The 24,305-nt window shown below is 61.6% G+C and carries 20 protein-coding genes; 8 read left to right on the top strand and 12 right to left on the bottom strand.

What is annotated here, in order from left to right; all coding sequences use genetic code 11:
- Window positions 1–18: 18 nt before the first annotated feature.
- From bioB to JDW18_RS00995, 8 genes are all read right to left on the bottom strand, one after another.
- Complete coding sequence (gene bioB, locus JDW18_RS01030; protein WP_218241933.1) at window positions 19–1,101, bottom strand: biotin synthase BioB; 1,083 nt, start codon at window positions 1,099–1,101, stop codon at window positions 19–21.
- A gap of 460 nt (window positions 1,102–1,561) precedes the next feature.
- On the bottom strand, window positions 1,562–2,557 hold the full coding sequence (locus JDW18_RS01025; protein ID WP_218241932.1) for a porin: 996 nt from the start codon (window positions 2,555–2,557) through the stop codon (window positions 1,562–1,564).
- Between the two features lie 261 nt (window positions 2,558–2,818).
- A complete protein-coding gene (locus JDW18_RS01020; protein WP_218241931.1) occupies window positions 2,819–3,988 on the bottom strand; it encodes a Fe-S oxidoreductase in 1,170 nt (389 codons plus the stop codon).
- A gap of 133 nt (window positions 3,989–4,121) precedes the next feature.
- Complete coding sequence (locus JDW18_RS01015) at window positions 4,122–5,210, bottom strand: homocysteine S-methyltransferase family protein (RefSeq protein ID WP_218241930.1); 1,089 nt, start codon at window positions 5,208–5,210, stop codon at window positions 4,122–4,124.
- 94 nt (window positions 5,211–5,304) lie between these two features.
- Window positions 5,305–8,190 carry a tetratricopeptide repeat protein gene (locus JDW18_RS01010; protein WP_218241929.1) on the bottom strand — a complete coding sequence of 962 codons (2,886 nt, stop codon included), beginning with the start codon at window positions 8,188–8,190 and terminating at the stop codon, window positions 5,305–5,307.
- Between the two features lie 85 nt (window positions 8,191–8,275).
- Window positions 8,276–8,938, bottom strand: coding sequence for a DNA oxidative demethylase AlkB (gene alkB / locus JDW18_RS01005; RefSeq protein WP_218241928.1), 663 nt, complete (start codon window positions 8,936–8,938; stop codon window positions 8,276–8,278).
- Between the two features lie 35 nt (window positions 8,939–8,973).
- The gene (gene hutG / locus JDW18_RS01000) at window positions 8,974–9,723 is read right to left on the bottom strand and encodes an N-formylglutamate deformylase (RefSeq protein WP_218243733.1); all 750 of its coding nucleotides are present in this window, start codon (window positions 9,721–9,723) and stop codon (window positions 8,974–8,976) included.
- Between the two features lie 48 nt (window positions 9,724–9,771).
- Window positions 9,772–11,154, bottom strand: coding sequence for an FAD-binding oxidoreductase (locus tag JDW18_RS00995; RefSeq protein WP_218241927.1), 1,383 nt, complete (start codon window positions 11,152–11,154; stop codon window positions 9,772–9,774).
- 147 nt (window positions 11,155–11,301) lie between these two features.
- On the opposite strand from JDW18_RS00995, the gene hutC reads away from it, so the two are divergent.
- Window positions 11,302–12,033: a histidine utilization transcriptional repressor HutC gene (gene hutC, locus JDW18_RS00990; protein ID WP_246610198.1), complete on the top strand. Its 732-nt coding sequence runs from the start codon at window positions 11,302–11,304 to the stop codon at window positions 12,031–12,033.
- Between the two features lie 147 nt (window positions 12,034–12,180).
- Window positions 12,181–14,094, top strand: coding sequence for a DNA helicase RecQ (gene recQ / locus JDW18_RS00985; protein WP_218241926.1), 1,914 nt, complete (start codon window positions 12,181–12,183; stop codon window positions 14,092–14,094).
- Window positions 14,095–14,109: 15 nt separating this feature from the next.
- Here the strand turns inward: recQ and JDW18_RS00980 are convergent, their stop codons facing one another.
- Both JDW18_RS00980 and JDW18_RS00975 read right to left on the bottom strand, forming a co-directional pair.
- The gene (locus JDW18_RS00980) at window positions 14,110–14,997 is read right to left on the bottom strand and encodes a SphA family protein (RefSeq protein ID WP_218241925.1); all 888 of its coding nucleotides are present in this window, start codon (window positions 14,995–14,997) and stop codon (window positions 14,110–14,112) included.
- Window positions 14,998–15,161: 164 nt separating this feature from the next.
- Window positions 15,162–16,070 (bottom strand): SphA family protein, encoded by a 909-nt coding sequence (locus tag JDW18_RS00975; protein WP_218241924.1) that lies wholly within the window; start codon window positions 16,068–16,070, stop codon window positions 15,162–15,164.
- Window positions 16,071–16,320: 250 nt separating this feature from the next.
- On the opposite strand from JDW18_RS00975, the gene JDW18_RS00970 reads away from it, so the two are divergent.
- The 6 genes from JDW18_RS00970 (at window position 16,321) to JDW18_RS00945 (ending at window position 22,684) form a co-directional block, all read left to right on the top strand.
- Complete coding sequence (locus JDW18_RS00970; protein WP_218241923.1) at window positions 16,321–17,694, top strand: aspartate aminotransferase family protein; 1,374 nt, start codon at window positions 16,321–16,323, stop codon at window positions 17,692–17,694.
- 88 nt (window positions 17,695–17,782) lie between these two features.
- Complete coding sequence (locus JDW18_RS00965; protein ID WP_218241922.1) at window positions 17,783–18,844, top strand: GNAT family N-acetyltransferase; 1,062 nt, start codon at window positions 17,783–17,785, stop codon at window positions 18,842–18,844.
- Window positions 18,841–19,737, top strand: coding sequence for an arginase family protein (locus tag JDW18_RS00960; RefSeq protein WP_218241921.1), 897 nt, complete (start codon window positions 18,841–18,843; stop codon window positions 19,735–19,737). The genes JDW18_RS00965 and JDW18_RS00960 overlap by 4 nt, the downstream gene beginning before the upstream one ends.
- Before the next feature lie 47 nt (window positions 19,738–19,784).
- Window positions 19,785–21,098 (top strand): SAM-dependent methyltransferase, encoded by a 1,314-nt coding sequence (locus JDW18_RS00955; RefSeq protein ID WP_218241920.1) that lies wholly within the window; start codon window positions 19,785–19,787, stop codon window positions 21,096–21,098.
- Between the two features lie 117 nt (window positions 21,099–21,215).
- Window positions 21,216–21,887, top strand: coding sequence for an ABC transporter ATP-binding protein (locus JDW18_RS00950; RefSeq protein ID WP_218241919.1), 672 nt, complete (start codon window positions 21,216–21,218; stop codon window positions 21,885–21,887).
- Window positions 21,884–22,684, top strand: coding sequence for an ABC transporter permease (locus JDW18_RS00945; RefSeq protein ID WP_218241918.1), 801 nt, complete (start codon window positions 21,884–21,886; stop codon window positions 22,682–22,684). The genes JDW18_RS00950 and JDW18_RS00945 overlap by 4 nt, the downstream gene beginning before the upstream one ends.
- Before the next feature lie 9 nt (window positions 22,685–22,693).
- Here JDW18_RS00945 and JDW18_RS00940 read toward each other — a convergent pair whose 3' ends face one another.
- Window positions 22,694–23,905, bottom strand: a complete 1,212-nt coding sequence (locus JDW18_RS00940) for a DegT/DnrJ/EryC1/StrS family aminotransferase (protein WP_218241917.1) — start codon at window positions 23,903–23,905, stop codon at window positions 22,694–22,696.
- A gap of 13 nt (window positions 23,906–23,918) precedes the next feature.
- The gene (locus JDW18_RS00935; protein ID WP_218241916.1) at window positions 23,919–24,305 is read right to left on the bottom strand and encodes a DMT family transporter; all 387 of its coding nucleotides are present in this window, start codon (window positions 24,303–24,305) and stop codon (window positions 23,919–23,921) included.

Here is a 24,305-nt window from a genome sequence, read left to right as displayed (position 1 = left end):
AAAAAGATATCAATGCATTCAGACCTGCGTCTGTGCCTGCATCTGTGCCTGCGCTGTCTTCAGCCCATGCAGGCCCAGCTTGCGCATCAGCTGCGTGTCGGCCTCGGCATCGGGGTTGCCGGTCACCAGCAGCTTGTCGCCGTAGAAGATGGAGTTGGCACCAGCCGTGAAGCACAGGGTCTGCACGGCTTCGCCCAGTTGCTGGCGGCCTGCGGACAGGCGCACGCGCGCCTTGGGCATGGTGATGCGGGCCACGGCAATCACGCGCACAAAATCGAGAGGATCGACCGGGTCACTATCGGCCAGCGGCGTGCCGGGCACGGGCACCAGGCTGTTGATAGGCACGGACTCGGGGTAGGGCTGCATATTGGCCAGCTGGGCAATCAGACCTGCACGGTGCACCGGTGCCTCGCCCATGCCGATGATGCCGCCGCAGCACACGCTGATGCCCGCGCCGCGCACGGCCTGCAGCGTATCCAGCCGGTCCTGGTACTGGCGGGTGCTCACAACGTCCTTGTAGTACTCAGGCGCGGTGTCCAGGTTGTGGTTGTAGTAATCCAGCCCCGCTTCGCGCAGCGATGCCGCCTGATGCGGCTGCAGCATGCCCAGCGTGGCGCAGGTCTGCATGCCCAGGCCTTTCACTGCGCCGATCAGCTCGTTCATTTTTTCGATGTCGCGGTCCTTGGGTGCGCGCCAGGCGGCCCCCATGCAAAAGCGGGTGGCGCCCGCATCCTTGGCAGCCTGCGCGGCGCGGGTGACCTCATCCACGCTCATCAGCTTTTCGGCTTTCACACCGGTGTCGAACTCGGCCGACTGCGGGCAGTAGCCGCAATTTTCGGGGCATCCGCCGGTTTTGACGGACAGCAGCGTGGCCAGCTCGATCTCGCCTGCAGGCCAGTGCTCACGGTGCACGCTCTGGGCGCGGTGCAGCAAATCGAGGAAAGGCATGTCCAGCAGCTGCTGCACAGCCTCCACAGGCCAGGGCTGCTGCTCAGGCGCCGCAACGCCCTTGGCAGGTGCATGCCAGTGCATGGTCTGGGTGGTGCAGGCGGTGGTGGCTTGTGTCAGGGTGGTGGATTCGCTATAGGACATGGCTGTCACTCCTCAATCGGGGGAATGCAGCGAATTCTGGTCAAAAAAATCAAGGATTTACAGAGCCAAGGTGCAAATAGTCACCCAGCAAGACGTTGTCAGAAGTTACGCCATCTTTGAACGTAAATTGAACGCAGAAGCCAGAATTTCGCCCCTCATTCAGAACAGCCCGCGCTAACTTCCCTCAACAGTCCTGCTTATGCATTCAACTGCAGCGTTCAGAATCAGAGACCACCTCATAAATCGCTGCAAAAGAGCGGAGATGCGCGCAAAAAATTGGGTTTTTAGCGTTTTTTGGCCTGCACCAGGCCAGGAAAGAGGTATACAAGACTCGCATCCACCCGCAAAAAGTCACAACAAGCGCCCAGAAAGGCCGATTTAATTCCGTCTAAAGTTAGGGGGAATTCGCTACAGGCACAAAAAAGCCGCAGCGGCCTTGCGGTGCTGCGGCTTTGGAATGCGCTCAAGCTCAGAACGCGTGTGCCATGCCCACGCCAAACGAGGTTCCAGAATCCGCGCCGTGCTCATAGCTCTTGCGGCCCAGGCTGGCGTACAGCGTGGTCCGTTTGGACATCGCGTAGTCCGCTCCCACGGAGTAGAAGTGGTTGGTCTGCTCCTGCATGCGCTGGCGGCCATAGCCCGCCTTCAGGGTGGTCGCACCCATCTGGTAGCTGGCGCCCAGCGTCACGGCCTTGGCAGACAGCGCCGTCTGCGCCACGCGCGTGTAATCCCAGGCGGCCATCACGGCAGCTGCGCCAAAGCTGTACTTGGCGGCGGCAAACGTGTCCTTGTCGCCGCTGCCATTGCGCTCAAAGGCCAGCATGCCGCTTAGGCTGTTCGAGTCATAGTTGAGCGATGCCGAATAACCACGGCCTTCACGGCGCAAGGTGAGCGGCACTTCGGTGCGCTCTGGCGATGCGCTCAAATGCGCGGTAAAGCCACCGAAAGTCGGTGAGTCATAAAAAATGCCGTTGGCCATGCGCCCGTATTCCGCCGTACCGTTGTTGCTGTAGCGGTCGGTGGGCGTGAGGTAGTGCCACTGCTGCCAGGCTGGCGAAGAAATGCGGTTGAAATTGCCCCAGGGGTCGAACTTCCAGTCCTGCGACCACATGGCCGACAGGGCACGGCCCATGCGCACATGGCCCCAGCTGCCTTGCAGGCCCACGGTGGATTCGTCATGCCAGAAGGGCTTGCTACCCGCGTCTTCCATGCGCCCGGTATCGATATCGAAGCGCGTGCTCAGCCGGAACGTGGCCTTGAGGCCGCCACCCAGATCTTCCCAGCCTGCAATGGCCAGATTGCTGCGCTGAATGGTGCCCGCCTGAGCCGTGCCATCAAAGCCGCGATAGATGCCGCCATCAATCAGGCCGCTGATGCTGACGCTGGAAGTCTGCGCGGCGGCGGGCAGGGCTGCCGCCAGAAGGGTGAAACATGTGGAATAAGCAATGCCAATACGCAAGCGCATGCCGGGGGTTCTCCTTGAGTTGTGATGACGCTCTGCCCTGCGGGCATCAAGCGCCGCAACAGACAGAAGGCAGGTCGGTGACCTGTGGGATGAGACAAAGGCTGGCAGCCACGCGGCTGCACTGAGGACAGGCGGAACTTGCGGGGCAGCGCTGCTGCCAGTTCCGGCTGGAGAAACCTGCTTAAAAAGCAGGCAACACGGGCATTATGAAAGGCGAGCTGGTACCCAGTCCACCCCTGCGTCAGCTTGGTTCAGGCCCGCTCAGCGGCTGGCTGCAACGCGTTGACTGGCCCAGATGCGGTTCATCTCGCTGCAAAACGGCTGCGCACAAGGTGCCAGCCCTTGGTACTGGCAACCCTCGGTGCTGCACAAGTGCGAGCGATGTTCGCTATTGCGGCGCGGCACTGGCAACGCGTTGGCAGCCTGTGCAGCCGCCATCATCAGCCAAGGGTCTGACTTGTTTTGCAGCAGTTGCTGCACCTCCTGAGCCAGCGCTGGGGCAGGCATGGCCAGTGGCAAACCTGCAAGCTGCGAAGGGCCAGCCGCAGCCGTGGCTGCGCTGAGGGGTTGCAGCTCCAGCCACAGCAAGGCGCTGGTGGCCAGCGCTGACGTGCCGACTGCTGCCGCTGCGGGAGCCTGCGGCTGCACCACCAGCGCCAGCGGGCCGTTGCTCAAGGTGCTGAAATCAGCCACCGGCAGGCGCAGTGCCGTGCCTGCTGCCAACGCAGGCGTCAACGCCGCCCCTGCTGCCTGCGCCCAGGCGGCGGGCACTTGCAGGGTCAGCAAAAAGCCGCGCTCGCCTTGCGGCGTGACCAGCGTGCCCTGCTGCACCAGCCAGTTCTGCAGTTGCGGCAGACGCGGTGCCGCACTGGCGGGCGCTGAGCCTTGCTGGGCCTGCTCCAGCGCCACAGCTGCGGTGGGCGAAAGGGCTGCAGCCGTCTGCAAGGCAGAGCTGGGAGGCTGCACGCCTGAGGATGCCGATTGCGTCGCAGAGTGCGCCACGGCTTGCATCAAGGCGACCGAGCCTTGCTGCCCCGCCAGCAGTTGCAGCGGTAAAGCCTGCCCCTGAATGCTGACCTGCACCTGCGCCAGCAGGTTCTGCACAAACTGCTGCACCGCCGCAGGCAAGCCCTGGCTGGGCCACTTCACGGCTGATGCTCCACTTTGACCCTGCACCTGCAGCGCCAGCTGGGCAATCAGATGCTCAAATGCCTGAAGCTTGAGGTTTTGCAAGGTCTGCGGCGACCACTGCACTGGGGTGCTGACCACTGGTGGCGCTGGCACTGCAGGTTTCGCCTGCGATGCTGCCACTGTCGCAGCGGCCTGGGCTGCCGCCACATTCACCTGCGCCTGACCCAATGCAGCAGCGTTCTGGCCCGTGGGCAAGGCCACTGGCAGCGCAGGCGCAATGGGTTTCAGGGGTGCAGTCATGCAGCAGTCTGTTTGAAAGCAGAAAAAGTCTGGGTCAGCCCATTGTGACGCCCCAGCTTGCAACTATCAAAAAAAAGAGCTGCTCGCGCTTACTGGTAAAGCGCTGCAGCCCTTTTTTATCTAAATCGCTGAATCAGGCTTCAGCGGGATAGAACAGCTTGCGCGTTGGCGTGGTCTGCACGGCCTGGGCAATCGCGCCAATGTGGTCGGGCGTGGTGCCGCAGCAGCCGCCGACGATGTTGACCAGTCCTTCGGCCGCAAACTCGTGTACCAGACGGCTGGTGATCTCGGGCGTTTCGTCAAAGCCGGTGTCGCTCATGGGGTTGGGCAAGCCGGCGTTGGGGTAGCAGCTGATGAAGGTATCAGGCGCGGCCTTGACCAGTTCCTGCACATAGGGGCGCATCAGGCTGGCACCCAGGGCGCAGTTCAGGCCAATGGACAGCGGCTTGGCATGGCGCACGCTGTGCCAGAAGGCCGTCACGGTCTGGCCACTCAGAATACGGCCCGAGGCATCGGTCACCGTGCCGCTGATCATGATGGGCAGCACTTCGCCGGTCTGCTCAAACGCTTCATCCACGGCAAACAGCGCGGCCTTGGCGTTCAGGGTGTCAAAAATGGTTTCGACCAGAATCACGTCGGCACCGCCTTCGATCAGCGCCAGCGTCTGCTCCAGATAAGCCTTGCGCAGCGATTCAAACGTGACGTTGCGAGCGCCGGGGTCGTTCACATCGGGGCTGATGGAAGCCGTCTTGGGCGTGGGGCCCAGAGCGCCAGCCACATAGCGCTTGTGGTCCGGCGTGCTGTACTTGTCGCAGGCCGCGCGCGCCAGTTGTGCGCTTTTGAGGTTCATCTCATAGGCCAGATCGGCCATGTGATAGTCGTCCTGTGCAATCGTGGTCGCACCAAAGGTATTGGTTTCGATCAGGTCGGCACCGGCGGCCAGATATTTTTCGTGAATATCGCGGATCACGTCGGGGCGGGTCAGCGACAGCAGCTCGTTATTGCCTTTGACGTCGTAGGCAAAGTCCTTGAAGCGGTCGCCCGCGCCGTCGGCACCGGTGTAGCCTTCGCCACGGTACTGGGCCTCGCCCAGCTTGAAGCGCTGGATCATGGTGCCCATGGCACCGTCCAGAATGGCAATGCGCTTGGCAAGAGTGGCGGGCAGCTCTTGGGCCCGGGTATAAACCGGTAGCTGTGCAGGAAGGTTTTTCGGCTGGCTCATAGCCCGCCATTGTAGGAAGGTCGGGCCGCACCGGGCCACAGCTTCTGGGTAAACCAGTCATACCCAAGGTGATCGGCCTGCGGCGCAGCGATATTCAGCGCTTGCCAAACATTCCCAGAATGGCGCTGGCTGCTTTCTGGCGCAGCGCCTGCAGCCCCTCGGGCGGCTTGCAGGCCTGATATTCCTCCTGCGCCGCCTTGAGCTGCTGGCTGTTCAGCGCCCCTTCAGGCAGCGCCAGCAAGCGCTGATACATGGCAAGCTGTGGCTCGCTCTGGCCGGTCTTGCCGTAATTGCGTGCCAGTTGCAGGCGCAGCCAGTTGACCTGCTCGGCAAAGCCCGGGGCATTGTCCTTGTCCAGCGTTTGCAGCTGCATCTCCAGGCCGGCCGCAGCTTCTTCATAGCGGCCCTGCTTGCGCAGCAGCGACCCCAGGCTGACGCAGGCCTTGGCCGCCTCCAGCCGCACCTCGGGCTCAGCGGCGGGCAGATAGCGGTCTATGGTCTGGCGATACAGCGCCTCGGCGGCCTGCACATCGCGCTCGGCCAGCGTGAAGGCCTTGCTCCACATGGCACGCGCCACACGCATGCGCAGATAGCTGAGACTGTTGCCCCGCCAGCGGCGAATGATTTCGTCATAGACGGCAATTTCCTCATCCGGGCGGCCCAGCTTGTCCAGCTGCACGGCCTTGTTGGCCAGGGCCAGCGCCACGTCTTTTTCAAAGGACAGATTCATGTCGCCGCTATAGCGCTCAATGACTTCATCGTTGACGGCCAGCGCCGCCTCGCGCTGACCCAGACGCCCCAGGCAAAAGCCTTTGTTGACCAGCGCATCCAGACACAGGGCGCGCAGCTCTGGGTGCAGCGACTGCAGATGAGGCTCGATGATCTGGTCATAGCTTGCAATGGCTTCGCGGTATTGCTCCTTTTTTTGCAGCTGCGTTCCATCGTCCTGCAAGCGCCTGAGCGCTTTGAGCTGTTCAGCGGTCATGGCTTCGTACTGATCGCCATAGTTCACCTCCACGCCCTGACTTTGCAGCCGGTTCAGGCAGGTGAGGCGGCTGGCGTTGGCCCGCGCCACGGTATCGCGTGCAATCGGCCGCGTGCTGCTGCCGAAATGCGCAATCAGCGCGTCATAGGTCTTGAGCGCTTCTGCATTGCGCCGCAGCAACTGCATCTGCACATAAGCCAGATTCAGATAGCAGCCGGCCACATTCTGGGCCAGCGCTTCACCCGGGTCGCCCGCAAATTTCTGCAGCGCTGTCTGGTAGGTCTCAATCGCATCCTCAAAATGCAGACGGTCGCGCTGGCTGACGGCCAGGTTGTAGAAAACCTCCAGCACCAGTGCACGCACACGTTGGTCTGGGTTGTCGCCAAAGCGCTGCAACATGCGCTGGGCCACTGCAACATGCTGGCGCTCTGCATCGCTGATGGCGGGTGGCTCAAGCAGCTCGCCACTCGCGTCCCGGCCACTGGGGTTCTCGTGCGCCGGTGGAGATTGCTTGGCCCATATCTCGGCCTCCAGATTCATGGCCTCGGCGATCTGCCTGTGCCAGGTGCCTTGCAGGCCTTCGCTCATATCTTCAGGCTCAGGCCGCTCTGTCAAAGCCTGCAAGGCAGCCAATGCCGCAGGCAGATCGCCAAGGCGATGATGCAAACGGGCCTTGAGCCTCTGGGCACGCGCCAACAAAACCTGGGCCGTCGCGTCTTCGCTGCTGGCAAAGCGCTGCTCCATGACTGCAATGCCAGGCAAGGTTTCTGCTGCGCCGCGCACCTGGGCCTCGGTGTTGAGCTTGTTGATCCAGGCTCTGGCCAAAGCGGCTTGCAGCTCTGGGGCTTCATCGTCACCCAGCTTTTGCAGCGCCTGCTCGTACGCGTCCAGTGCCTCTTGCTCATCCATGCGCTCGCAGGCATTGATCCAGGCGTTCAGCGCCAGGCTGCGCACCTGCGCATTCGGATACAAGGCATGGCGCTGCCAGTGCTGCTCGCTCAAGGCTTTGGCCTGCGCCTCCCATTCTTCTGCCGGATCTTCATCACTGGCTTCATCCAGCATCTGATACAGGGTATCGACATGCACTTGCAGGCAGCGGCCCAGACTGCGCACCTCGGTAGCGCTGTCAGAGTCTGAAAACTGCGCCTCCATCTGCTCGCAGGCCGCCACCGTTAATGGCCAGTTGCCCTCATCCTGCAGGCGCTGAATACGGTCCACCTGCGCCAAAGCCAGCGTCTGGCGAATGCCGGTGTGCTGGCTGCCCGCATAGGTGGCAAGCAGCTCATCCAGCGCCTGATTGGCGGCGGGTGACTCCTGCTTTTTCAGCAACCTGGCGCGGGCCAGCGCGGCATCGGCCGCCACTTCACGTACGTCGTCAAAGCGGCTGTGCGGCAAATCCCGGCTCAGCTGTTCATAGGCATCGAGCGCCTGCGGGTAGTACTCCAGGTCTTCCAGCAGCTCGGCCCTGCGCAAACGAATTCTGGCTACCTGCTGCTGCGTGGCAGGCCATTCGTCCTTGCCAAATTTTTCCTCCAGCCGATCAGCCTCACGCACCATGTCCACGCGGGCAAAGGTCGCGCCGCGGTACACGGTCAGCGCAATGGTTTCGTAGCCTGCCCGCACCAGCCATTCACGCACCTGGGCAGACTCGGTTTGCTCAAATCGCTGCGCCAGCGTGCGCCATGTGGCCAGCGCCTCGTCATAGTCACCATGGCGGGCCTGCGCCAGTCCTTTCTGAAACAGGGCCTGAGCCAGCCAGTGCCAGTCTTCAGGGGCCGCGCCTTCCAGGTGCTGGGCCAGTGCATCCGCAGCCTGTGCGCCCTCGGCATGGAGGCCCAGCTCCCGCAGGGCTTGCAGCTTTTCCAGCCAAGCGGCCAGCAAGTGCTCTCGGAGCCCCTTGTCGGCGCTGGCAAAAGGTGTGGTCAGCGCTTGCAGACGATCAATAACGGCCTGGCTTTGCGCCAGATGCTGTGGTGCGGAGCTGGTATCGGACATAGACCTTGGTGAGCTGAGAGTTGCGCACCATGGTACGAAGCCGCGCACCCTTGGGCACTGCCGCTTTCACTGTGTTGCAATTGCTTCACCGCCCGGGGTAGCGTGCCTTGGCCATGCGAAAGGTCAGATTCCAGCGCTCTGCACCCAGCAGGTGATGGCGCCCATCCTTGAGCGGATTGACCCCGTGGTAGGCCAGCCGCGTAGGCCCACCCCAGACCAGCACATCGCCATGGGTCAGCTGCAGACGCCGGGCGGGGTCTTGCCGCGTGAGCCCGCCCCAGAGAAAGGTGCAGGGCAAGCCCAGCGAAACCGAGACGATGGGCGCGGCAAAGTCTGCCTCGTCTTCATCGCGGTGCTGTGTGAGCTTGGTGCCGGGCCGATAGCGGTTAATCAAACAGGCATCGGGCACAAAGCCTTCGTAACCCGCCTGCGCAGCCGCCAGCCCTGCCTGCTGCAAAAGAAAGGGGGAAATTGCAGGCCAGTCATTACCGGTCAATGGGTCAACGCTACTGTAGCTATAGCGTTTTTCATCCGACACCCAGCCCCAGTCACCCGCATTGGTCATGGCCACAGAAAGCTTTGCACCGCCGGGTCGGGTCATGATGCGAAACGGGGACTGGGCCTGCACCTGCTGCACCTCGGCAATCCAGCGCTCAGCCTCGGCCGCCGCAAAGCCGCGCAGCAGCACCGCGCCCTTGTCCAGCGCTTCGGGCTCGCGTGCTTCAGTGTCAAACAGAGGGTAAGTCATGGCCTGCCCATCATAGGCAGGCCCGGGCACCGCATTCAGCGGCTTTGCGCAAAACTCAGCACCGCCTGCAGCATTTGCTGCAGCGTGGGCTTGATCTGGTCGGCCACGGCGGGCAGATAGTCAAACGGCATCTGCTCTTGCATATAGCTGGACTGTGTCATCTCCAGCTGCACAGCATGGAAGCCTTGCTCGGGCTGACCATAGTTGCGCGTGATGTAGCCGCCCTTGAAGCGACCGTTGAGCACGCTGGTGTGCGCCAGGGCGGTTTGCGCAATCGCCAGCAGTTGCAGGGCCAGCGCCGGGTCGCAGCTTTGACCATCGGCCGTACCCAGATTCAGGTCAGGCAGCTTGCCTTCAAAAAAGCGCGGCAGCACCGAGCGAATGCTGTGCGCATCCCACAGCATGGCCACGCCATGCGCGGCCTTGATGCGATTCAGCTCGGCACGCAACTGGTCGTGATAGGGCTGCCAGTACAGTGCACGGCGGCGCGCAATGTCTGCCTCATTCGGCTCGTCACCCTTGTGCAGATAGAGAGGCTTGCTATCAAAACCATCAATAGGGCACAGACCTGTCACGCTCTGTCCGGGGTAGAGGCTGGCACCGTCTGGCGAGCGGTTCAGGTCAATCACATAGCGCGAATGCGTGGCCACCAGAGTCGATGCGCCGATCTGCTTGGCAAAGTCATACAGCGTGGGCATATGCCAGTCGGTGTCATGCACCTCGCGGCCTGCAGGCGTGAGCTTGGCAGCGATATCAGCCGGCACATGGGTGCCGGTGTGGGGCATGGAGATCAGCAGCGGCGCCGTGCCCTGGTGAAAGACAAAAGGCCGCACTCAGAACACCTTGCCGGGGTTCATCAGGCCCAGCGGGTCCAGCGCCTGCTTGATGGCGCGCATGGCAGCCAGCTCGGCGGGCGTGCGGCTGTGGTTCAGATAGGGCTTTTTGTGCAGGCCAATGCCGTGCTCTGCCGAGACGCTGCCCTTGAACTCGCCCACCAGACGGTACAGCTCGTCCTCCACCGCTTCGCACTCGCCATTCACGGTGGCGCCATCCACTGATACGTGCAGATTGCCGTCGCCCACATGGCCGAAGTACAGCGCATGTTTCTGCGGCCAGCGGGCGCTGAAGGCGGCTTCGCAGGCATCCGCAAATCGGCCAATGTCGGCCTGCGGCAGGCTCACATCGAAGTTGATAGCAGGGTGCATATTGTTGTTCAGCTCTGCCGGGGCTTCGCGCAGCTTCCACAGCGTCTGGGCCTGGGCTACGGACTGGGCCACGATGGCGTCCACCACTTCGCCCGCTTCCATGGCTTCTTCCAGCACCTGCCCAATATCTTCCTGCAACTGTGCTTCGCTCTTGCCATCCACATTGATCAGCGCCAGCAGCGGATGACGATCGGCAAACGGTGCCGACAGCTTGAGCCATGACAGCGAGGCCTGCACAAAGCTGTCCCACATCAGCTCGTACGCCGCCACGCTGTGGCCAAAGCGGGCTTGCATGCGCTGCAGCACGGCCAGTGCGGAATCAAAGTCAGGCATAGCCACCAGCGTGGTGGCCGTGGCCTGTGGCGCGGGGCGCAGACGCAGCAGCACGCGGGTGATGATGCCCAGCGTGCCTTCCGCGCCAATGAAGAACTGCTTGAGGTCGTAGCCCGTGTTGTTCTTGATCATGGGGCGCAGCATGGGCAGCACCGAGCCATCGGCCAGCACCACTTCCAGACCCAGCACCTGCTCGCGCATCATGCCGTGCTGCAGCACGCCGTTGCCGCCCGCATTGGTGGAGACATTGCCGCCAATCTGGCAGCTGCCGCGCGCGCCCAGGTCCACGCCAAACACCATGCCTGCATTCACCGCCGCCTCTTGCACGTTTTGCAGCGTGACACCTGCCTGCACCTGCATCAGGCCTGTGCGGGTGTTGATGTCTTCAATGACGTTGAGCCGCTCCAGTGACACGGCCACTGCGCCCTCGGTGGGCACGGCAGCACCCGCCAGACCAGTCAGGCCGCCCTGCGGCACGACGGCAACGCCATGCGCCGAGCACAGACGCAGCAGGGCACTCACGTCCTCGGTACTGCGCGGGCGCACCAGTGCCAGCGGCTGCTGGGGCGGTGTGCCGCTCCAGTCCGTCCAGTAGCGCTCGGGCACATCTGCCGCAGCCTGCGCCACATCAGCGCCCAGGGTGGAAATCAGTTCAGAGAGAAATTGTTCTTGGGACATCAGCTAGCCTTTCGCAGTCCCGCAGCACGCTGCCGCCAGGACCAATGCATCGATTGTGCGGCGCAGCGCCCATTCCTGCCGTCAGTACCAGCCACAATCCGTCAATTGCCCGTGGGAAAGCGACGCTTCCTCTGGTGTAATTGCCATATGGACAAAAACTCCTCCATGTCGCTGCACGGCCAGATCCTGACCGAGATCGAGCAGAACATTCTCAGTGGCCGCTGGCCGCCCGGTTACCGCATTCCTTCAGAGATGGAACTGACGGCGCACTATGGCTGCTCGCGCATGACGGTCAACAAGGTGCTGACGCAACTGGCGCAGGCAGGCTTGCTGGAGCGCAAGCGCAAGGCGGGCAGCTTTGTCACGCGCCCGCACACCAGCTCGGCCGTGCTGGAGATTCCCGATCTGCGCGAAGTGGTGCGCGGCATGGGACAGGAGTATTCCAGCCAGCTGCTCAGCCGCCGCCAGCGCCGCAGCACCCGCGAGGACATGGATGCCATGCGCATGGCCAAGGCGGGCCCCATCGTGCATGCGCTGTGCCTGCATATGGCGGGCACGCGCCCGTTTTGCATTGAGGACCGCCTGATCAATCTGGAGTCCGTGCCCGATGCCGAGCATGAAATGTTCACCGTGCACAGCCCCAGCTCCTGGATGGTCAACCATGTGCCCTGGAGTTCTGCCGAGCACCGCATTCGCGCCGAGGCCGCGAGCGAGGAAACAGCAGGCTTGCTCAAGATCGCTGTTGCATCCCCCTGTCTGGTCATCGACCGGCGCACCTGGGCGGGGCCGCTGCCCATTACTTTTGTGCGCCTGACCTATCCGGCGGATCTGTATGAGCTGGACGCCCACTTTTCCCCATCCTCCGTGGGCGCGGGCTGAGCGGGCATGGCCCGCCATAACCCGGCACAGGCGCAGCGCCCCACCCGGGCGCACAATAAGCCCAATCCCGTGCGCCACGGCTAGAGCGATATCAGCCTCCAGCCCAGTCAATTAAAGCGCATTCAGCTATTGTTTTAAGAGTACCCGGTGTCTTCCGCGCAATCCATTCTGCAGGCCGTTTTTGGCTACGAGCAATTCCGTGGCCCCCAGCAGGCCATCGTCTCGCATGTCATCAACGGCGGCGATGCGCTGGTGCTCATGCCCACGGGCGGTGGCAAATCGCTGTGCTATCAAGTGCCCGCCATTGCACGCCAGCAACTGGGCCACGGGGTAACGATTGTGGTGTCGCCGCTGATTGCGCTGATGCACGATCAAGTCGGCGCACTGCATGAAGCCGGTATCAGCGCGGCCTATCTGAACTCCACCCTCAGCTACGACGAAACACGGGACGTGGAGCTGCGCCTGCAAAGCGGCGATATCACCCTGCTCTATGCCGCGCCAGAGCGGCTGAACACGCCGCGTTTTCTGGGGCTGCTTGACGACCTGCATGCCCAGGGGAAGCTGTCGCTGTTTGCGATTGATGAAGCCCATTGCGTCAGCCAGTGGGGCCATGACTTCCGCCCCGAATATCGGGCGCTTTCCGTCCTGCACGAGCGCTACAGCGGCGTGCCGCGTATTGCGCTGACTGCCACGGCCGATGCACTGACCCGCGCCGACATCATCGAGCGCCTGCACCTGGAAGCCGCGCAGCAGTTCATCAGCAGCTTTGACCGGCCTAATATCCGCTACAAGATTGCTGAGAAAAAAGACGTCACCAACCAGCTGCTGCGCTTTATCGAGCGCGAGCACGAGGGCGAAGCGGGCGTGGTTTATTGCCAGTCGCGCAAGCGTGTGGAGGAACTGGCCCAGACACTGGTGCAAAACGGCGTCAACGCCCTGCCCTACCACGCCGGTCTGCCGCAGGAAATGCGCCAGAACCATCAGGACCGCTTTCTGCGCGAAGACGGCGTGGTGATGTGCGCCACGATTGCGTTTGGCATGGGCATCAACAAGCCCGATGTGCGCTTTGTGGCCCATGTGGACATGCCCAAGAACATCGAAGGCTACTACCAGGAAACCGGCCGTGCGGGCCGCGATGGCTTGCCTGCGGACGCATGGATGGCCTATGGCCTTTCTGACGTGGTCAATCAGCGCCGCATGATTGACGAAAGCCCGGCCGAAGAAGAATTCAAGCAGGTCATGCGCGGCAAGCTCGATGCTCTGCTGGGCTTGGCCGAGGCCACGGATTGCCGCCGCGTGCGGCTGCTGGCCTACTTTGGCGAGCAGTACGGCCTGGGCCCTGCCGGTGATGAAGGCAGGCCGCTGCAGGCCGTGGCCAAAACGCAATGCGGCAACTGCGACAACTGCCTGGAGCCGCCAGCGCTATGGGACGGCACGGATGCTGCGCGCAAGCTGCTGTCCACCATTTACCGTGTGCATGAGGCCAGCAACCTGACCTATGGCGCAGGCCACATCATGGATGTGCTGCGCGGCAAGGTGACGGACAAGGTCACGCAGTACGGGCACGACAAGGTGTCCACCTTCGGCATTGGCAAGGAGTATGCCGAGCCACAGCTGCGCGCCGTGATGCGCCAGTTGCTGGCCACGGGGGCTCTGGGCCTGCACAAGGTGGTGAGCGAAAACAGCGGCCATGTGTTTGACACGCTGTGCCTGGCCCCCGGCTCCCGGGCCGTACTCAAGGGCGAGGTACAGGTGCAGCTGCGCGAGGCAGTAGCCGCATCGCGCAGCAAAAAGCAGAGCAAGAAGTCGGCAGCCAATGCCGCCGCCGTCAATCTGGGGCCTGATGCGCAAGTGCGCTTCATCAACCTCAAGGCCTGGCGTGCCGAGGTGGCCAAGTCGCACAACCTGCCCGCCTATGTGATCTTTCACGATGCCACGCTGACGGCGATTGCCGAACTCAACCCTAGGAGTCTGGAAGAGCTGCAAGGGGTGAGCGGCATGGGCGCCAAAAAGCTCGATGCCTATGGCGCCGAAGTGCTCAGAGTCGTGGCGCTGGACTGAGGCTGCTGCAGGCGTTTAAAAAGCCTTGACCAGACCAAAGCGCAGCAGCGTGCCCTTGGCTTGAGGGCCCAGAGAACCCGCCTTGGCGCTGACTTCCTGATACAGCGCGGCCTTGAGGTTCATCTTCTGCGAAGGAATGGCATAGGAGAACTCGGCACCAATGGCGTGGCGCGCACTCCTGGCATCGCCTGCGCCCACGCCGCTGTCATTCGTCAGTTGCCACTGGCTGTAACCCACAATACCACCCTGCATCACGCCATAGCGCTTGCCCACGCCCCACTCCACCGTGAGCTGGTTGCCAAAGCGCAGGCCTGCATCGTTGCGGGTGTTGCGCTCATAGCGTGCCAGCGCTGAGCCAGACCAGTTCTTGGCGTCATCAAAGTAATAGGTGCCGCCACCCGTCAGCATCCAGCTCTTGAAGCCCTTGCCAGGGTCAGCGGGCGTATTGGCGCGAGCGTTGTCTAACCACACACCGGCTGCCCCCACCGCATCCCAGTTGCGGCCATGCCAGCTCAGCACCACCGGACCCACATAGACATCGCCCACGCCGGTGTGGTTATCGTTCACGCCAGCGGCGTTGATGTGCAGCGAGGTACCAATCACAGGGATGATGGTTTCCACACCGTAGTCCGCGCCCAAGACTTTGGCTCCCGTCATCCACACCAGACGGTTTGCCAGCGCCGTGACATTGCCCTTGTTGCTTCCCGGTAGATTGCTGCTGGAGCCAGGAGCGCGAAAGCTGTGAATGTCGTAATTGACCAGATACCCGATGTAGTACAGGCCCGCAGGCGGGGCACTCGCAGCCTGCATGCCTTCCACGCCAGGCACATAGTGACCTTCTGCATGGGCAGCGTTGAACATGGCCATAGTGGCCAGCGCAATGGTTGTGATTTGCTTTTTCATCGTGTTACGCCCGTCTCCCCGGGCTTTATGAGTTGCGCATGAATGCCCAGTCAATGGGCGCGCAGAGCATAAGTGCCGGGAAACGCAGACAGGCGCTGCTTTTGCATACATCAGCTATGCCGGGATTGCCATATCCGGCAAGCAGCGCCTTGGCCGATATCAGATCAGAAAGCTTTAATCACCGTCAGTCGCAGCAGGTCGCCCTGTGTCGCAGGAAGGCTGCCCGCCTTGGCGCCAAACTCCTTGTAATACGCTGCGCGCAGCATCATCTTGGCTTGCAGAAAAATGTACGACGCTTGCAGCCCCACGGCATGGTTTTGCGCATAGCTGTCTGCTGTGCCCAGCCCCTCGTCACGCTGTACCTGCCAGCGGCTGTAGCCCACCACGCCCGCCTGCAGCGGCCCCCAGCGCCGCCCAAAGCCCCAGTCCATGCTGACCTGATCGCCAAACCGCCAGCCATAGCTGGCCCTGTCGTTGTGCTGGTAGTGCAGCAATGCAGAAGCGGACCAGCTACGCGCCTCATCCAGATAGTAGGTAGCCCCGCCGCTGACGACGTAGCGCTTGTAGCCCGCGCCAGGCCCGAGGAAGGCATCGCCCACGCGTGCGTTATCCAGCCAGACGCCAGTGCCCACACTGGCATCCCAGCGCGGTGTATGCCAGCCCAGAATCAGAGGGCTGACATAGATATCTGCGCCACCGGACTCACTCAGATCAACGCCATAGGTTGGCGATTGCAGGGAGTTGCGTGCCATGGGCACTATGACCTCCATGCCGTAGTCCGCCCCCAGCAGTTTGTGATCGGTAATCCACATCAGCCGGTTGATGACGCTAGTGCTCTTGAGCTGCACATCACCGGGCAGGCGCGCATTATTGCCCGGCATATACAGATCGCTGCTGCGGTAATTGAACAGATAGCCCAGGTAGTACAGGCCCGGAGGCGGGGAGCTTGCATCATCCATGGCCTCATGCTGAACAGGCGCCAGCCCCTCATCGGGTGCGCAAAGCAGGCGCGCCGTCATCAGAAAAATAGAGGAGAGCTGCCTCTTGTGCCGGGCAGTCAAGTTCAGTTGCATGGGATGTTTCGATGGAATTTGATGTCAATCTACAAGGGTTGAACCGAATACAGAAGTGCCAATTGAGCAACAAGCCCCATCAGAAATCCGATTGACGCAGCACCACTTTGCTGTCAATACGGCAAGCATCTTGACGACTGGCGACTCTCCACAATTCCCACACAAATGCTCGACAGCCTGCAAATATTGAAACCGCACACTGCTGCCGTATACCGTTGACCGGATTCCTTTTTGCGGAGCGTTTTCTGCTGTGATCAATACTGCCCAATTGCTGGCTGACGAAGCCAAATACTGCTCGTTTGGCGACACCGTCCACTACGTCAATCCCCCCAAGATTTTCACGGGCTGCGATGGCAGCTATATGTACGACGATGCAGGCACGTCCTACCTCGATCTGCAGATGTGGTACTCGGCCGTCAACTTTGGCTACAAGAACAAGCGTCTTGAAGCCAAGATGATCGAGCAGTTGCAAGAGCTGCCCCAGGTCGCCAGCCAGTACCTGCACCCCACCAAGATCGAACTGGCCAAGTTCATCGCCGAAGACGCCAAGAGCAAATGGGGCAATGATGGCCGCGTGCACTTCAACGTGGGTGGTGCGCAGGCCATTGAAGACTCGCTGAAGGTGGTGCGTAACGCCAGCGGCGGCAAGAGCCTGATGTTTGCCTTCGAAGGCGGCTACCACGGCCGTACGCTGGGTGCGTCCTCCATCACCTCCAGCTACCGCTACCGTCGCCGCTTCGGTCACTTCAGCGACCGTGCGCAATTCATTCCCTTCCCTTACCCCTTCCGCCGCCCCAAGGGCATGACGGCAGAGGAGTATGCGGAATCCATCGTGGCCGACTTCCGTCGCAAGTTCGAAAACGAATACCACGCGGTCTGGGACCCCAAGACCAACCAGTGCGAATACGCAGCCTTCTACATCGAGCCCATTCAGGGCACAGGTGGCTATGTCATTCCTCCTGCCAACTTCTTCACTGGTCTGAAGAAGGTGCTGGACGATCACGGCGTGCTGCTGGTGGTCGATGAAATCCAGATGGGCTTCTGGCGTACCGGCAAGCTGTGGTCGGTGGAAAACTTTGGCATCCAGCCCGACGTGCTGGTGTTTGCCAAGGCGCTGACCAATGGTTTGAACGCCCTGTCCGGCCTGTGGGCGCGTGAAGAGCTGATCAACCCCACGGTGTTCCCACCCGGATCGACACACTCCACCTTTGCCTCCAACCCTCTGGGCACGGCTCTGGGTCTGGAAGTGATGAAGATGACCCACGAGATGGACTTCGGCAAGCAAGTGTGCGAATCGGGTGCCTATTTCCTCGAAGGCCTGAAAGAACTGCAAAAGCGCCACAAGGAAATCGGCGATGTGGACGGCCTGGGCCTGGCACTGCGCGCCGAAATCTGCACCGAAGACGGCTTTACGCCCAACAAGGCGCTGCTGGACAAGATGGTGGACATCGGCCTTGAAGGCGGTCTGGAATACCAAGGCCAGAAGCGCGGCCTGGTGCTGGACGTAGGCGGTTACTACAAGAACGTGATCACCTTCGCACCTTCGCTGATGATTTCGCGCAGCGAGATCGACGAAGCCATGGTGCTGCTGGATCAGCTCATCACCAAGGCAAAAGCGGCCTGACAGGGAAAATCAAATCAAACAAGCGTCAAGTCATTTATCTATACTGACTTGATGCTATTGATTTGATTGCACCCTTTGCGATGAAGAGATGAGGAACACGCCTTATCGCAACCAGCTCGAACCCAGCGGCTTGCTGGCGCAGTTTGCAAGCCATCCTCCAGAAGGCTTTGCCTTGTTGCAGGACTGGCCAGCCCCGGCATTTACCGCTCCGTTCGATTTGTTGACCACTGCAGATGACGCGCTCAAGGCGCGTCTTTTGTCGTTACCTGGGGGCCGATGGCTGGGCAGCAAGCTGCGCCTGCAGACCGACTTTGTGGGCACCACGGTCAGCGAATATGCACTGCTGCCGCAAGACCTGAGTGCAGAGCAACTGGCAGGCCAATTGCGCACCCGCGCGGGCCGTACCCAGCTCACCATCGTCAAAGACCTGCCTCAGGCCTCGCCCCTGCTCAGTGATGCGGACAATGCTTTTGCCAAGGATTTTTCCCGCGCTCTGACAAGCCAAGGCTTTATTGCCCTCGAAGGCCAGGCGCTGGCCTATGTGCCCATCAACTTTGCCAGCCTGGATGACTATCTGGCACGCCTGTCCAAAAGCCGCAGAAGCAATCTCAAACGCAAGCTCAAAAGCCGCGCCAGCCTGAAGATTGATCGCATTCCCACCGGCTGCAACTTTGCCAGTGATGCGCGTGTGGATGCCTACTACGCCTTGTTTGATGCGGTCTACGCGCAAAGCGAGATTCATTTCGACAAGCTCACCCGCGCCTTCTTTGCCGACCTGCTGCGCGACGCCAGCAACGGCGGCATGGTGTTCGAGTACCGCGACCTGGACAGCGATGCCCTGCTGGGCTGGAACCTGTGCTTTGAAGAAAACGGCAAGCTGATCGACAAATACATAGGCCTGTCCTACCCCGCAGCACGCGAAGCCAATCTGTATTTTGTGAGCTGGATGGTCAATCTCGAATACGCGCTGGAGCGCGGCCTGTCCCACTATGTAGCGGGCTGGACTGACCCGGAAGTCAAGGCCCAGCTGGGGGCCAACTTCACCATGACAAAACACCTGGTCTTTATCCGCAACCCGCTGCTGCGCGCGCTGGGCCGAAGATTTGCCGGACATTTTGAAAGTGACAGCCAGTGGAGCCCACCCGCATGATGCAGCAGCCCATAGTTCTGGATGTGGACGGCTCGGTCGGCACCTTGCCACAGGAAAAGCGCCTGCCGCTGACTGACTGGCAGGAGCTGGTGCGCTTTGGCTGCAGCCTGCGCAACTTCAAACGTTTCAGCCAGACATTGCATGAGCAACTGCCGCCGCAGCACGGTACCGTGCTCATGGGCAGCGGCGATTTTCACCACCTGAGCTGGCCGCTGATAGAGCGCTGCATCACGCAACAGGCGCGCAGTGCAAACCACCCATTGCGCGTGCTGGTGCTGGACAACCACCCGGACAATATGCGCTTTCCCTGGGGGGTGCACTGCGGCTCCTGGGTGCGGCGTGTAGCCATGCACCCCGCCGTGTCGCAGGTGCATGTGGCGGGCATTACTTCACAAGACATTGGTGCCGGGCATTCCTGGGAAAACTATCTGCGCCCCTTGCTGGCGGGCAAGCTCACCTACTGGAGCTGCGGTGTAGATACGGGCTGGGCCAGACGCATAGGCAGCAGCAAGGCGTTTCGCAGCTTTGGCACGCTCGAAGAGCTGGTTCAGACGCTGGCCCAGCATCTGCGCGACTGGCCTCAAGACACCTATCTGAGCATTGACAAAGATGTGTTCGCACCCGAGGTTGTGCGCACCAACTGGGACCAGGGCCAGATGCAGGCGGCTCAGGCCATGCAGCTCATCGACGCACTGGGCGGTCAGATTATCGGAAGCGACATTACGGGCGATGTTTCCTCATGGCACTATGCAACCTGGTGGAAGCGCCTGATGAGTGCCGGAGACGGTCAGGACACAGCGATTGATGCAAGCACACTGACCGCCTGGCAGGCCGGGCAGCACGCGCTGAACCTGCGGCTGGTGCAGCACATTGCAGCCAGCAGCACCTGTTAGGACGCGTACACCAGCACCTCATCAACACCTTGCTTCAAGGAGCTGACATGCTGGACCGGTTGACCGAAAACTTGCTGAAACGCGCCTTCGATCCACTGGTCAGAACCGGGCAACTGGAAGTCATCGCACCGTCTGGCAAAGCGCTGATGTTTGGCGATGGTGGCCAGCCTCAGGCTCGCATCCGCTTTACCGACAAGCGTGCCGTGTTTGCGCTGCTGCGCGACCCCGACCTGAACTTCGGCGAGATGTTCATGCAGCAGCGTCTGCTGGTTGAGCAAGGCACAGTCTATGACGTGCTGGAGCTGGTGCTGCGCGGCGCTAAACATGTGCCCGTCAGCGCCACCGTGCAGATGCTGGACGCCTGGCGCATGAAGCTGCGCCCCCTGCTGCAGAACAATCTGCGCAACAAATCACGCGCCAATGTGGCCCACCACTACGATCTGGATGACCGGCTGTACCAGCTATTTCTGGACAGTGAGCGCCAATACTCCTGCGCCTATTTTGAGCAGGGCGATGAAGACCTGGAAACCGCGCAGCTGGCCAAGAAGCGCCATATCGCGGCCAAGCTCTTGGTCGAGCCCGGCCAAAGGGTCCTCGACATCGGTTGCGGCTGGGGCGGGCTGTCGCGCTATCTGGCCGAGGTGGCCGGGGCTGGTCATGTGACCGGTGTCACGCTATCTACAGAGCAACTGGCGGGTGCACAGCAGCGTGCTTCGACTTCCCCCTGCAAGGACCAACTGGAATACCGGCTGCAAGACTATCGTGACATCAAGCGCGAAACACACGGACCGTTTGATCGCATCGTCTCTGTCGGCATGTTCGAGCATGTGGGTACGCAGTTTCACGATGCCTTTTTCAAGCAATGCCATGAGCTGCTCAGCGACGATGGCGTGATGCTGCTGCACTTCATCGGCAACAGCGATGTGCCCGATTTCAACAACCCATGGATTGAGCGCTATATCTTTCCCGGTGGGCATATTCCGTCGATGTCGGAGTTCACCCCGGCGATTGAACGCTCGGGTCTGGTGATCTGCGATATCGAGGTGCTGCGCCTGCATTACGCCCAGACCCTGCGCCTGTGGCGCGAGCGCTTCATGGCTCGCCGCGCCGAAGCCGCCACTCTGTATGACGAGCGCTTTTGCCGCATGTGGGAGTTCTATCTGTCGATGTCGGAGACCGCTTTTCGCTATCAGGACATTGCCATCTTTCAGGTACAACTGGCACGCAGACAAGAAGCGGTTCCGCTGACGCGCAATTACATCGCCGAGCGCGAAGCCACTCTCAAGCATCGTGAATCTGCTTGGCGCCCATCCAGCCCAATGATGGATACCGCTTCAAAAAATGAAGCAATCAGCGCTTGATGTACATGGGCTTCATCCTGTCAGGCATTCGTATCTCATCGCAATACAAGCGCGAAGCGCTCATGTTTTTGGTAGCACCCAGGGCTTTCAACCGCAGCGCACTACACTGGCCCAATCATGCCTTCCACCCCGCAACAAGCCCCACTGCTGCGCCTGCAGCAGCTGCAAAGTCTGCCGGATCGACCGCACTGCGGCCCATTTGATCTTCAATTGGCTGCGGGCGAGCGCATCATGCTCATGGGCGCATCGGGGGCGGGCAAATCTGTCTTGCTGCGCCTGATTGCCGATCTGGACCCCGGCCTTGGCGAGGTCTGGCTGCAGGGCCAGCCACGCCACAGTTTCACAGGCCCCCAGTGGCGCTCTCAGGTCATGTATCTGGCAGCAGAACCCGCCTGGTGGAGCCAGGATCTTGCTGCGCACTTCGACGCAGCAGCCTGGCAGCAACTGCCCGCACTGGCGCGGCGACTGTGTCTGCGCGCGCAGGCCTTGCAGACGCCAGTGCCGCAGCTTTCCACAGGTGAGCGCCAACGCCTTGCCTTGCTGCGGGCCTTGCTGCGCCGCCCCAAAGTTCTGCTGCTGGATGAACCCACTGCGGCACTGGATGAAGAATCCGTTCAAGCGGTGGAAGAGCTGCTGGAAGAACAACGCAGCAGCGGCATGGGCATGATCTGGGTCACCCACTCGCGTGCCCAGGCACAGCGCATGGGCAGGCAGCAAGGCTGGCCCTGCCTGTGGCTGCAGGATGGTCAGCTGCATGACAACACGGCCTGCAGCGAGGTGCAGCCATGAGCCCCACAATTCATCTGCAGTTCACCGACCTGATGATTGCCGCCCTGCTGGTGCTGGCCAGCTCAGCCGCATCCTGGGCCCTGAAAATTCAGATACAGCGCCAGGTGCTGATCGCCGCTGTGCGCATGGTCATTCAGTTGCTGCTGGTGGGCTGGGTGCTGCGCTGGGTATTTCAGTCCGCATCGGCAGGCATGACAGTGCTGGTCGTCGTTTTCATGATTGCGGCAGCAGCGCGAGAGGTGGCCGTGCGACCACACAAACACCTTAGGCGTGGCGGCAACTATCCCATCGCAGCGCTGGTGGTTGCGGCATCCAGCATTGCCACCGTGGTGCTGGCCCTGATGACCGCCGTGCGCCCCGAGCCCTGGTACGACGCACGCTACGCCATTCCCCTCACGGGCATTGTGCTGGGGGCGGTGCTCAACTCCGCCAGTCTGGGGCTGGACAGTTTTTTTGACGGGGTTCAGTCAGCACGCGCATCGATAGAGGCACAGCTGGCTCTGGGCATACCCATGCGCGAAGCCCTGGCGCAGCATGTGCGTGCCGCCATTCGCCGGGGGCTGGTGCCCATCATCAACCAGATGTCTGCAGCAGGCTTGATTACGCTGCCCGGCATCATGACAGGACAAATTCTGGGCGGCATGGACCCACTGGAGGCCGCCAAATACCAGATTCTGCTGCTCTTTCTCTTGACCGGCGCTGGCGTGCTCGCCTCAGTGGGCAGCGTATTCTTGGCTGCTCGTGCACTCAGCGATGACCGCGAGCGACTGCGCCTGGACAAGCTCCAATCAGACTGAGCGGCAAACTTAAGCCACCACCTGCTGCAGATCGCCGAGCAAGCGCGCAAACCTTGCATCATCCAGCCATGGGCTGTTGCTGATGGCCAGCAGGCGCTGCGCCCAGTCACGCGCCTGCGTCACATCGTCCTGGCGCGCGGCGGCCAGCACATGGTCATAGCGGCCATAGTCGGGCAGCACATGCACAAAGGGCAGAGACAGGCCACTGCCATCCCCCCAGTGGGCCTGCAGCATTGCATCCCGGCTCTGCGGGCTGGGCAAGCGCAGCAGCAGCACCGGCCATACACCTTGCGCGTGGGGCACTGCATCTTCCACCACCTCAAAGCCGCAAGCCTTCAGCTGCGCTATGCGATTGCGGGCCTGATCCGCCGTCTGCTGCTGAAATGCGGCCAGCCGCTGCAAGGCACGGGCGCCCACGGTCTGCCGCCAGCGGCCCAGGCGGTGCTGCGGAATCATGTCGTCAAAGTCATCACCAGCGGCTTCCACCCAGTCGCCGCGCGCCAGTGATGCAGCCAGTGGTTTGCCATAGGCCACGCCCAAACCTGATGGGCGATACAGCGCTGCGTAACCCAGCAATTCCACGGAGCGCCGCAGCTCCCACCACCAGCTGAATTTTGTGCGCTGGCCTTGCGCCTGCAATGCGGCGCGAATTTCTGCGTCTCGCGCCAGCAGCACGCCACCTTCAAAAGTGCTCAAGCCTTTACCGACAGCCAGGCTGAAAAATCCCACATCGCCTTGCATGCCCACCGTGCTGCCATTGCTGCGTGCACCCAGTGCCTGCGCCGCATCCTCAATCACATAGGCGCCCACAGCTCGTGCGCATTGCAGGGCGGCATCCACATCCGCCACTCGCCCGCACAAATGCGTGGGCAGCACGGCCAGGGTTTTGTCGCTGCACAGCTGCTGCAAGCGCGCAGAGTCCATATCCAGCGCATCTGCGCGCAGATCACACAGGCGCAGGTGCAGCCCACATTGCGCAATGGCCAGGGCCACCAGCGGGCAGGTATAGGCAGGGGCAATGACTTCGCTGCGCCCGGGCTTGAGCGTGCGCAGCGCACGCAGCGCCACCATCAGTGCCGAGGTACCAGAGCATTCCAGCTGCACCTGCGGCACGCCCAGCCATGCAGACAGCTGCTGCGAAAAATCTCCCGCACCCCAAGGCAGCAGGTCGCTCCATGTCAGCGGCAGGCCCGCGGTTGGCGGAACCGTGGTTTCACCCATTTTGTTGCGCATCTCAGTGCGCGGGTTCCAGCTCCTGCTTTTCGCTGACCGCCAGGCACATGATGCCGGCCACGATAAAGCAGCAGCCAATGATCTGCGGCCAGCCAATGGGCTCATTGAACAGCCAGTAGGACATGCCCAGCACGCTGATGATCTCCAGGTGTGATGCCGCAAACGCAGGGCCGATGGGCGCGTGCTTGAGCAAGCTCATCCAGGTAAAAAATGCACCGATATAGCCGACGAAAGCGCCATAGATCCAGGGCTGGCTGAATACGCGCACCAGCCAGTCCACAGACAGCTCCAGCGGCAATGCCGCATCGCCTGCCTGCTTGAAGCTCAGCTGGGCCAGCGTGTCAAATGCCATGAGCACCAGAAAGCCAATGATGTAGAAGCGCTTCAT

The sequence above is a fragment of the Comamonas fluminis genome (assembly GCF_019186805.1).
Taxonomy (GTDB): domain Bacteria; phylum Pseudomonadota; class Gammaproteobacteria; order Burkholderiales; family Burkholderiaceae_C; genus Comamonas; species Comamonas fluminis.
This window is presented reverse-complemented; position numbering and strand designations above follow the sequence as displayed.

Excerpts from the sequence above, each read along its gene's own strand:
- JDW18_RS00960 (WP_218241921.1), top strand. The coding sequence starts at position 18,841 with ATGATGCAGCAGCCCATAGTTCTGGATGTGGACGGCTCGGTCGGCACC.
- JDW18_RS01025 (WP_218241932.1), bottom strand. The coding sequence starts at position 2,557 with ATGCGCTTGCGTATTGGCATTGCTTATTCCACATGTTTCACCCTTCTG.
- JDW18_RS00950 (WP_218241919.1), top strand. The coding sequence starts at position 21,216 with ATGCCTTCCACCCCGCAACAAGCCCCACTGCTGCGCCTGCAGCAGCTG.
- JDW18_RS01015 (WP_218241930.1), bottom strand. The coding sequence starts at position 5,210 with ATGAGCCAGCCGAAAAACCTTCCTGCACAGCTACCGGTTTATACCCGG.
- JDW18_RS00955 (WP_218241920.1), top strand. The coding sequence starts at position 19,785 with ATGCTGGACCGGTTGACCGAAAACTTGCTGAAACGCGCCTTCGATCCA.
- JDW18_RS01010 (WP_218241929.1), bottom strand. The coding sequence starts at position 8,190 with ATGTCCGATACCAGCTCCGCACCACAGCATCTGGCGCAAAGCCAGGCC.
- JDW18_RS00980 (WP_218241925.1), bottom strand. The coding sequence starts at position 14,997 with ATGAAAAAGCAAATCACAACCATTGCGCTGGCCACTATGGCCATGTTC.
- hutG (WP_218243733.1), bottom strand. The coding sequence starts at position 9,723 with ATGCCCCACACCGGCACCCATGTGCCGGCTGATATCGCTGCCAAGCTC.
- JDW18_RS00940 (WP_218241917.1), bottom strand. The coding sequence starts at position 23,905 with ATGGGTGAAACCACGGTTCCGCCAACCGCGGGCCTGCCGCTGACATGG.
- JDW18_RS00945 (WP_218241918.1), top strand. The coding sequence starts at position 21,884 with ATGAGCCCCACAATTCATCTGCAGTTCACCGACCTGATGATTGCCGCC.
- JDW18_RS00995 (WP_218241927.1), bottom strand. The coding sequence starts at position 11,154 with ATGTCCCAAGAACAATTTCTCTCTGAACTGATTTCCACCCTGGGCGCT.
- JDW18_RS00935 (WP_218241916.1), bottom strand. The coding sequence starts at position 24,305 with ATGAAGCGCTTCTACATCATTGGCTTTCTGGTGCTCATGGCATTTGAC.
- JDW18_RS00975 (WP_218241924.1), bottom strand. The coding sequence starts at position 16,070 with ATGCAACTGAACTTGACTGCCCGGCACAAGAGGCAGCTCTCCTCTATT.
- alkB (WP_218241928.1), bottom strand. The coding sequence starts at position 8,938 with ATGACTTACCCTCTGTTTGACACTGAAGCACGCGAGCCCGAAGCGCTG.
- hutC (WP_246610198.1), top strand. The coding sequence starts at position 11,302 with ATGGACAAAAACTCCTCCATGTCGCTGCACGGCCAGATCCTGACCGAG.
- JDW18_RS00965 (WP_218241922.1), top strand. The coding sequence starts at position 17,783 with ATGAGGAACACGCCTTATCGCAACCAGCTCGAACCCAGCGGCTTGCTG.
- JDW18_RS01020 (WP_218241931.1), bottom strand. The coding sequence starts at position 3,988 with ATGACTGCACCCCTGAAACCCATTGCGCCTGCGCTGCCAGTGGCCTTG.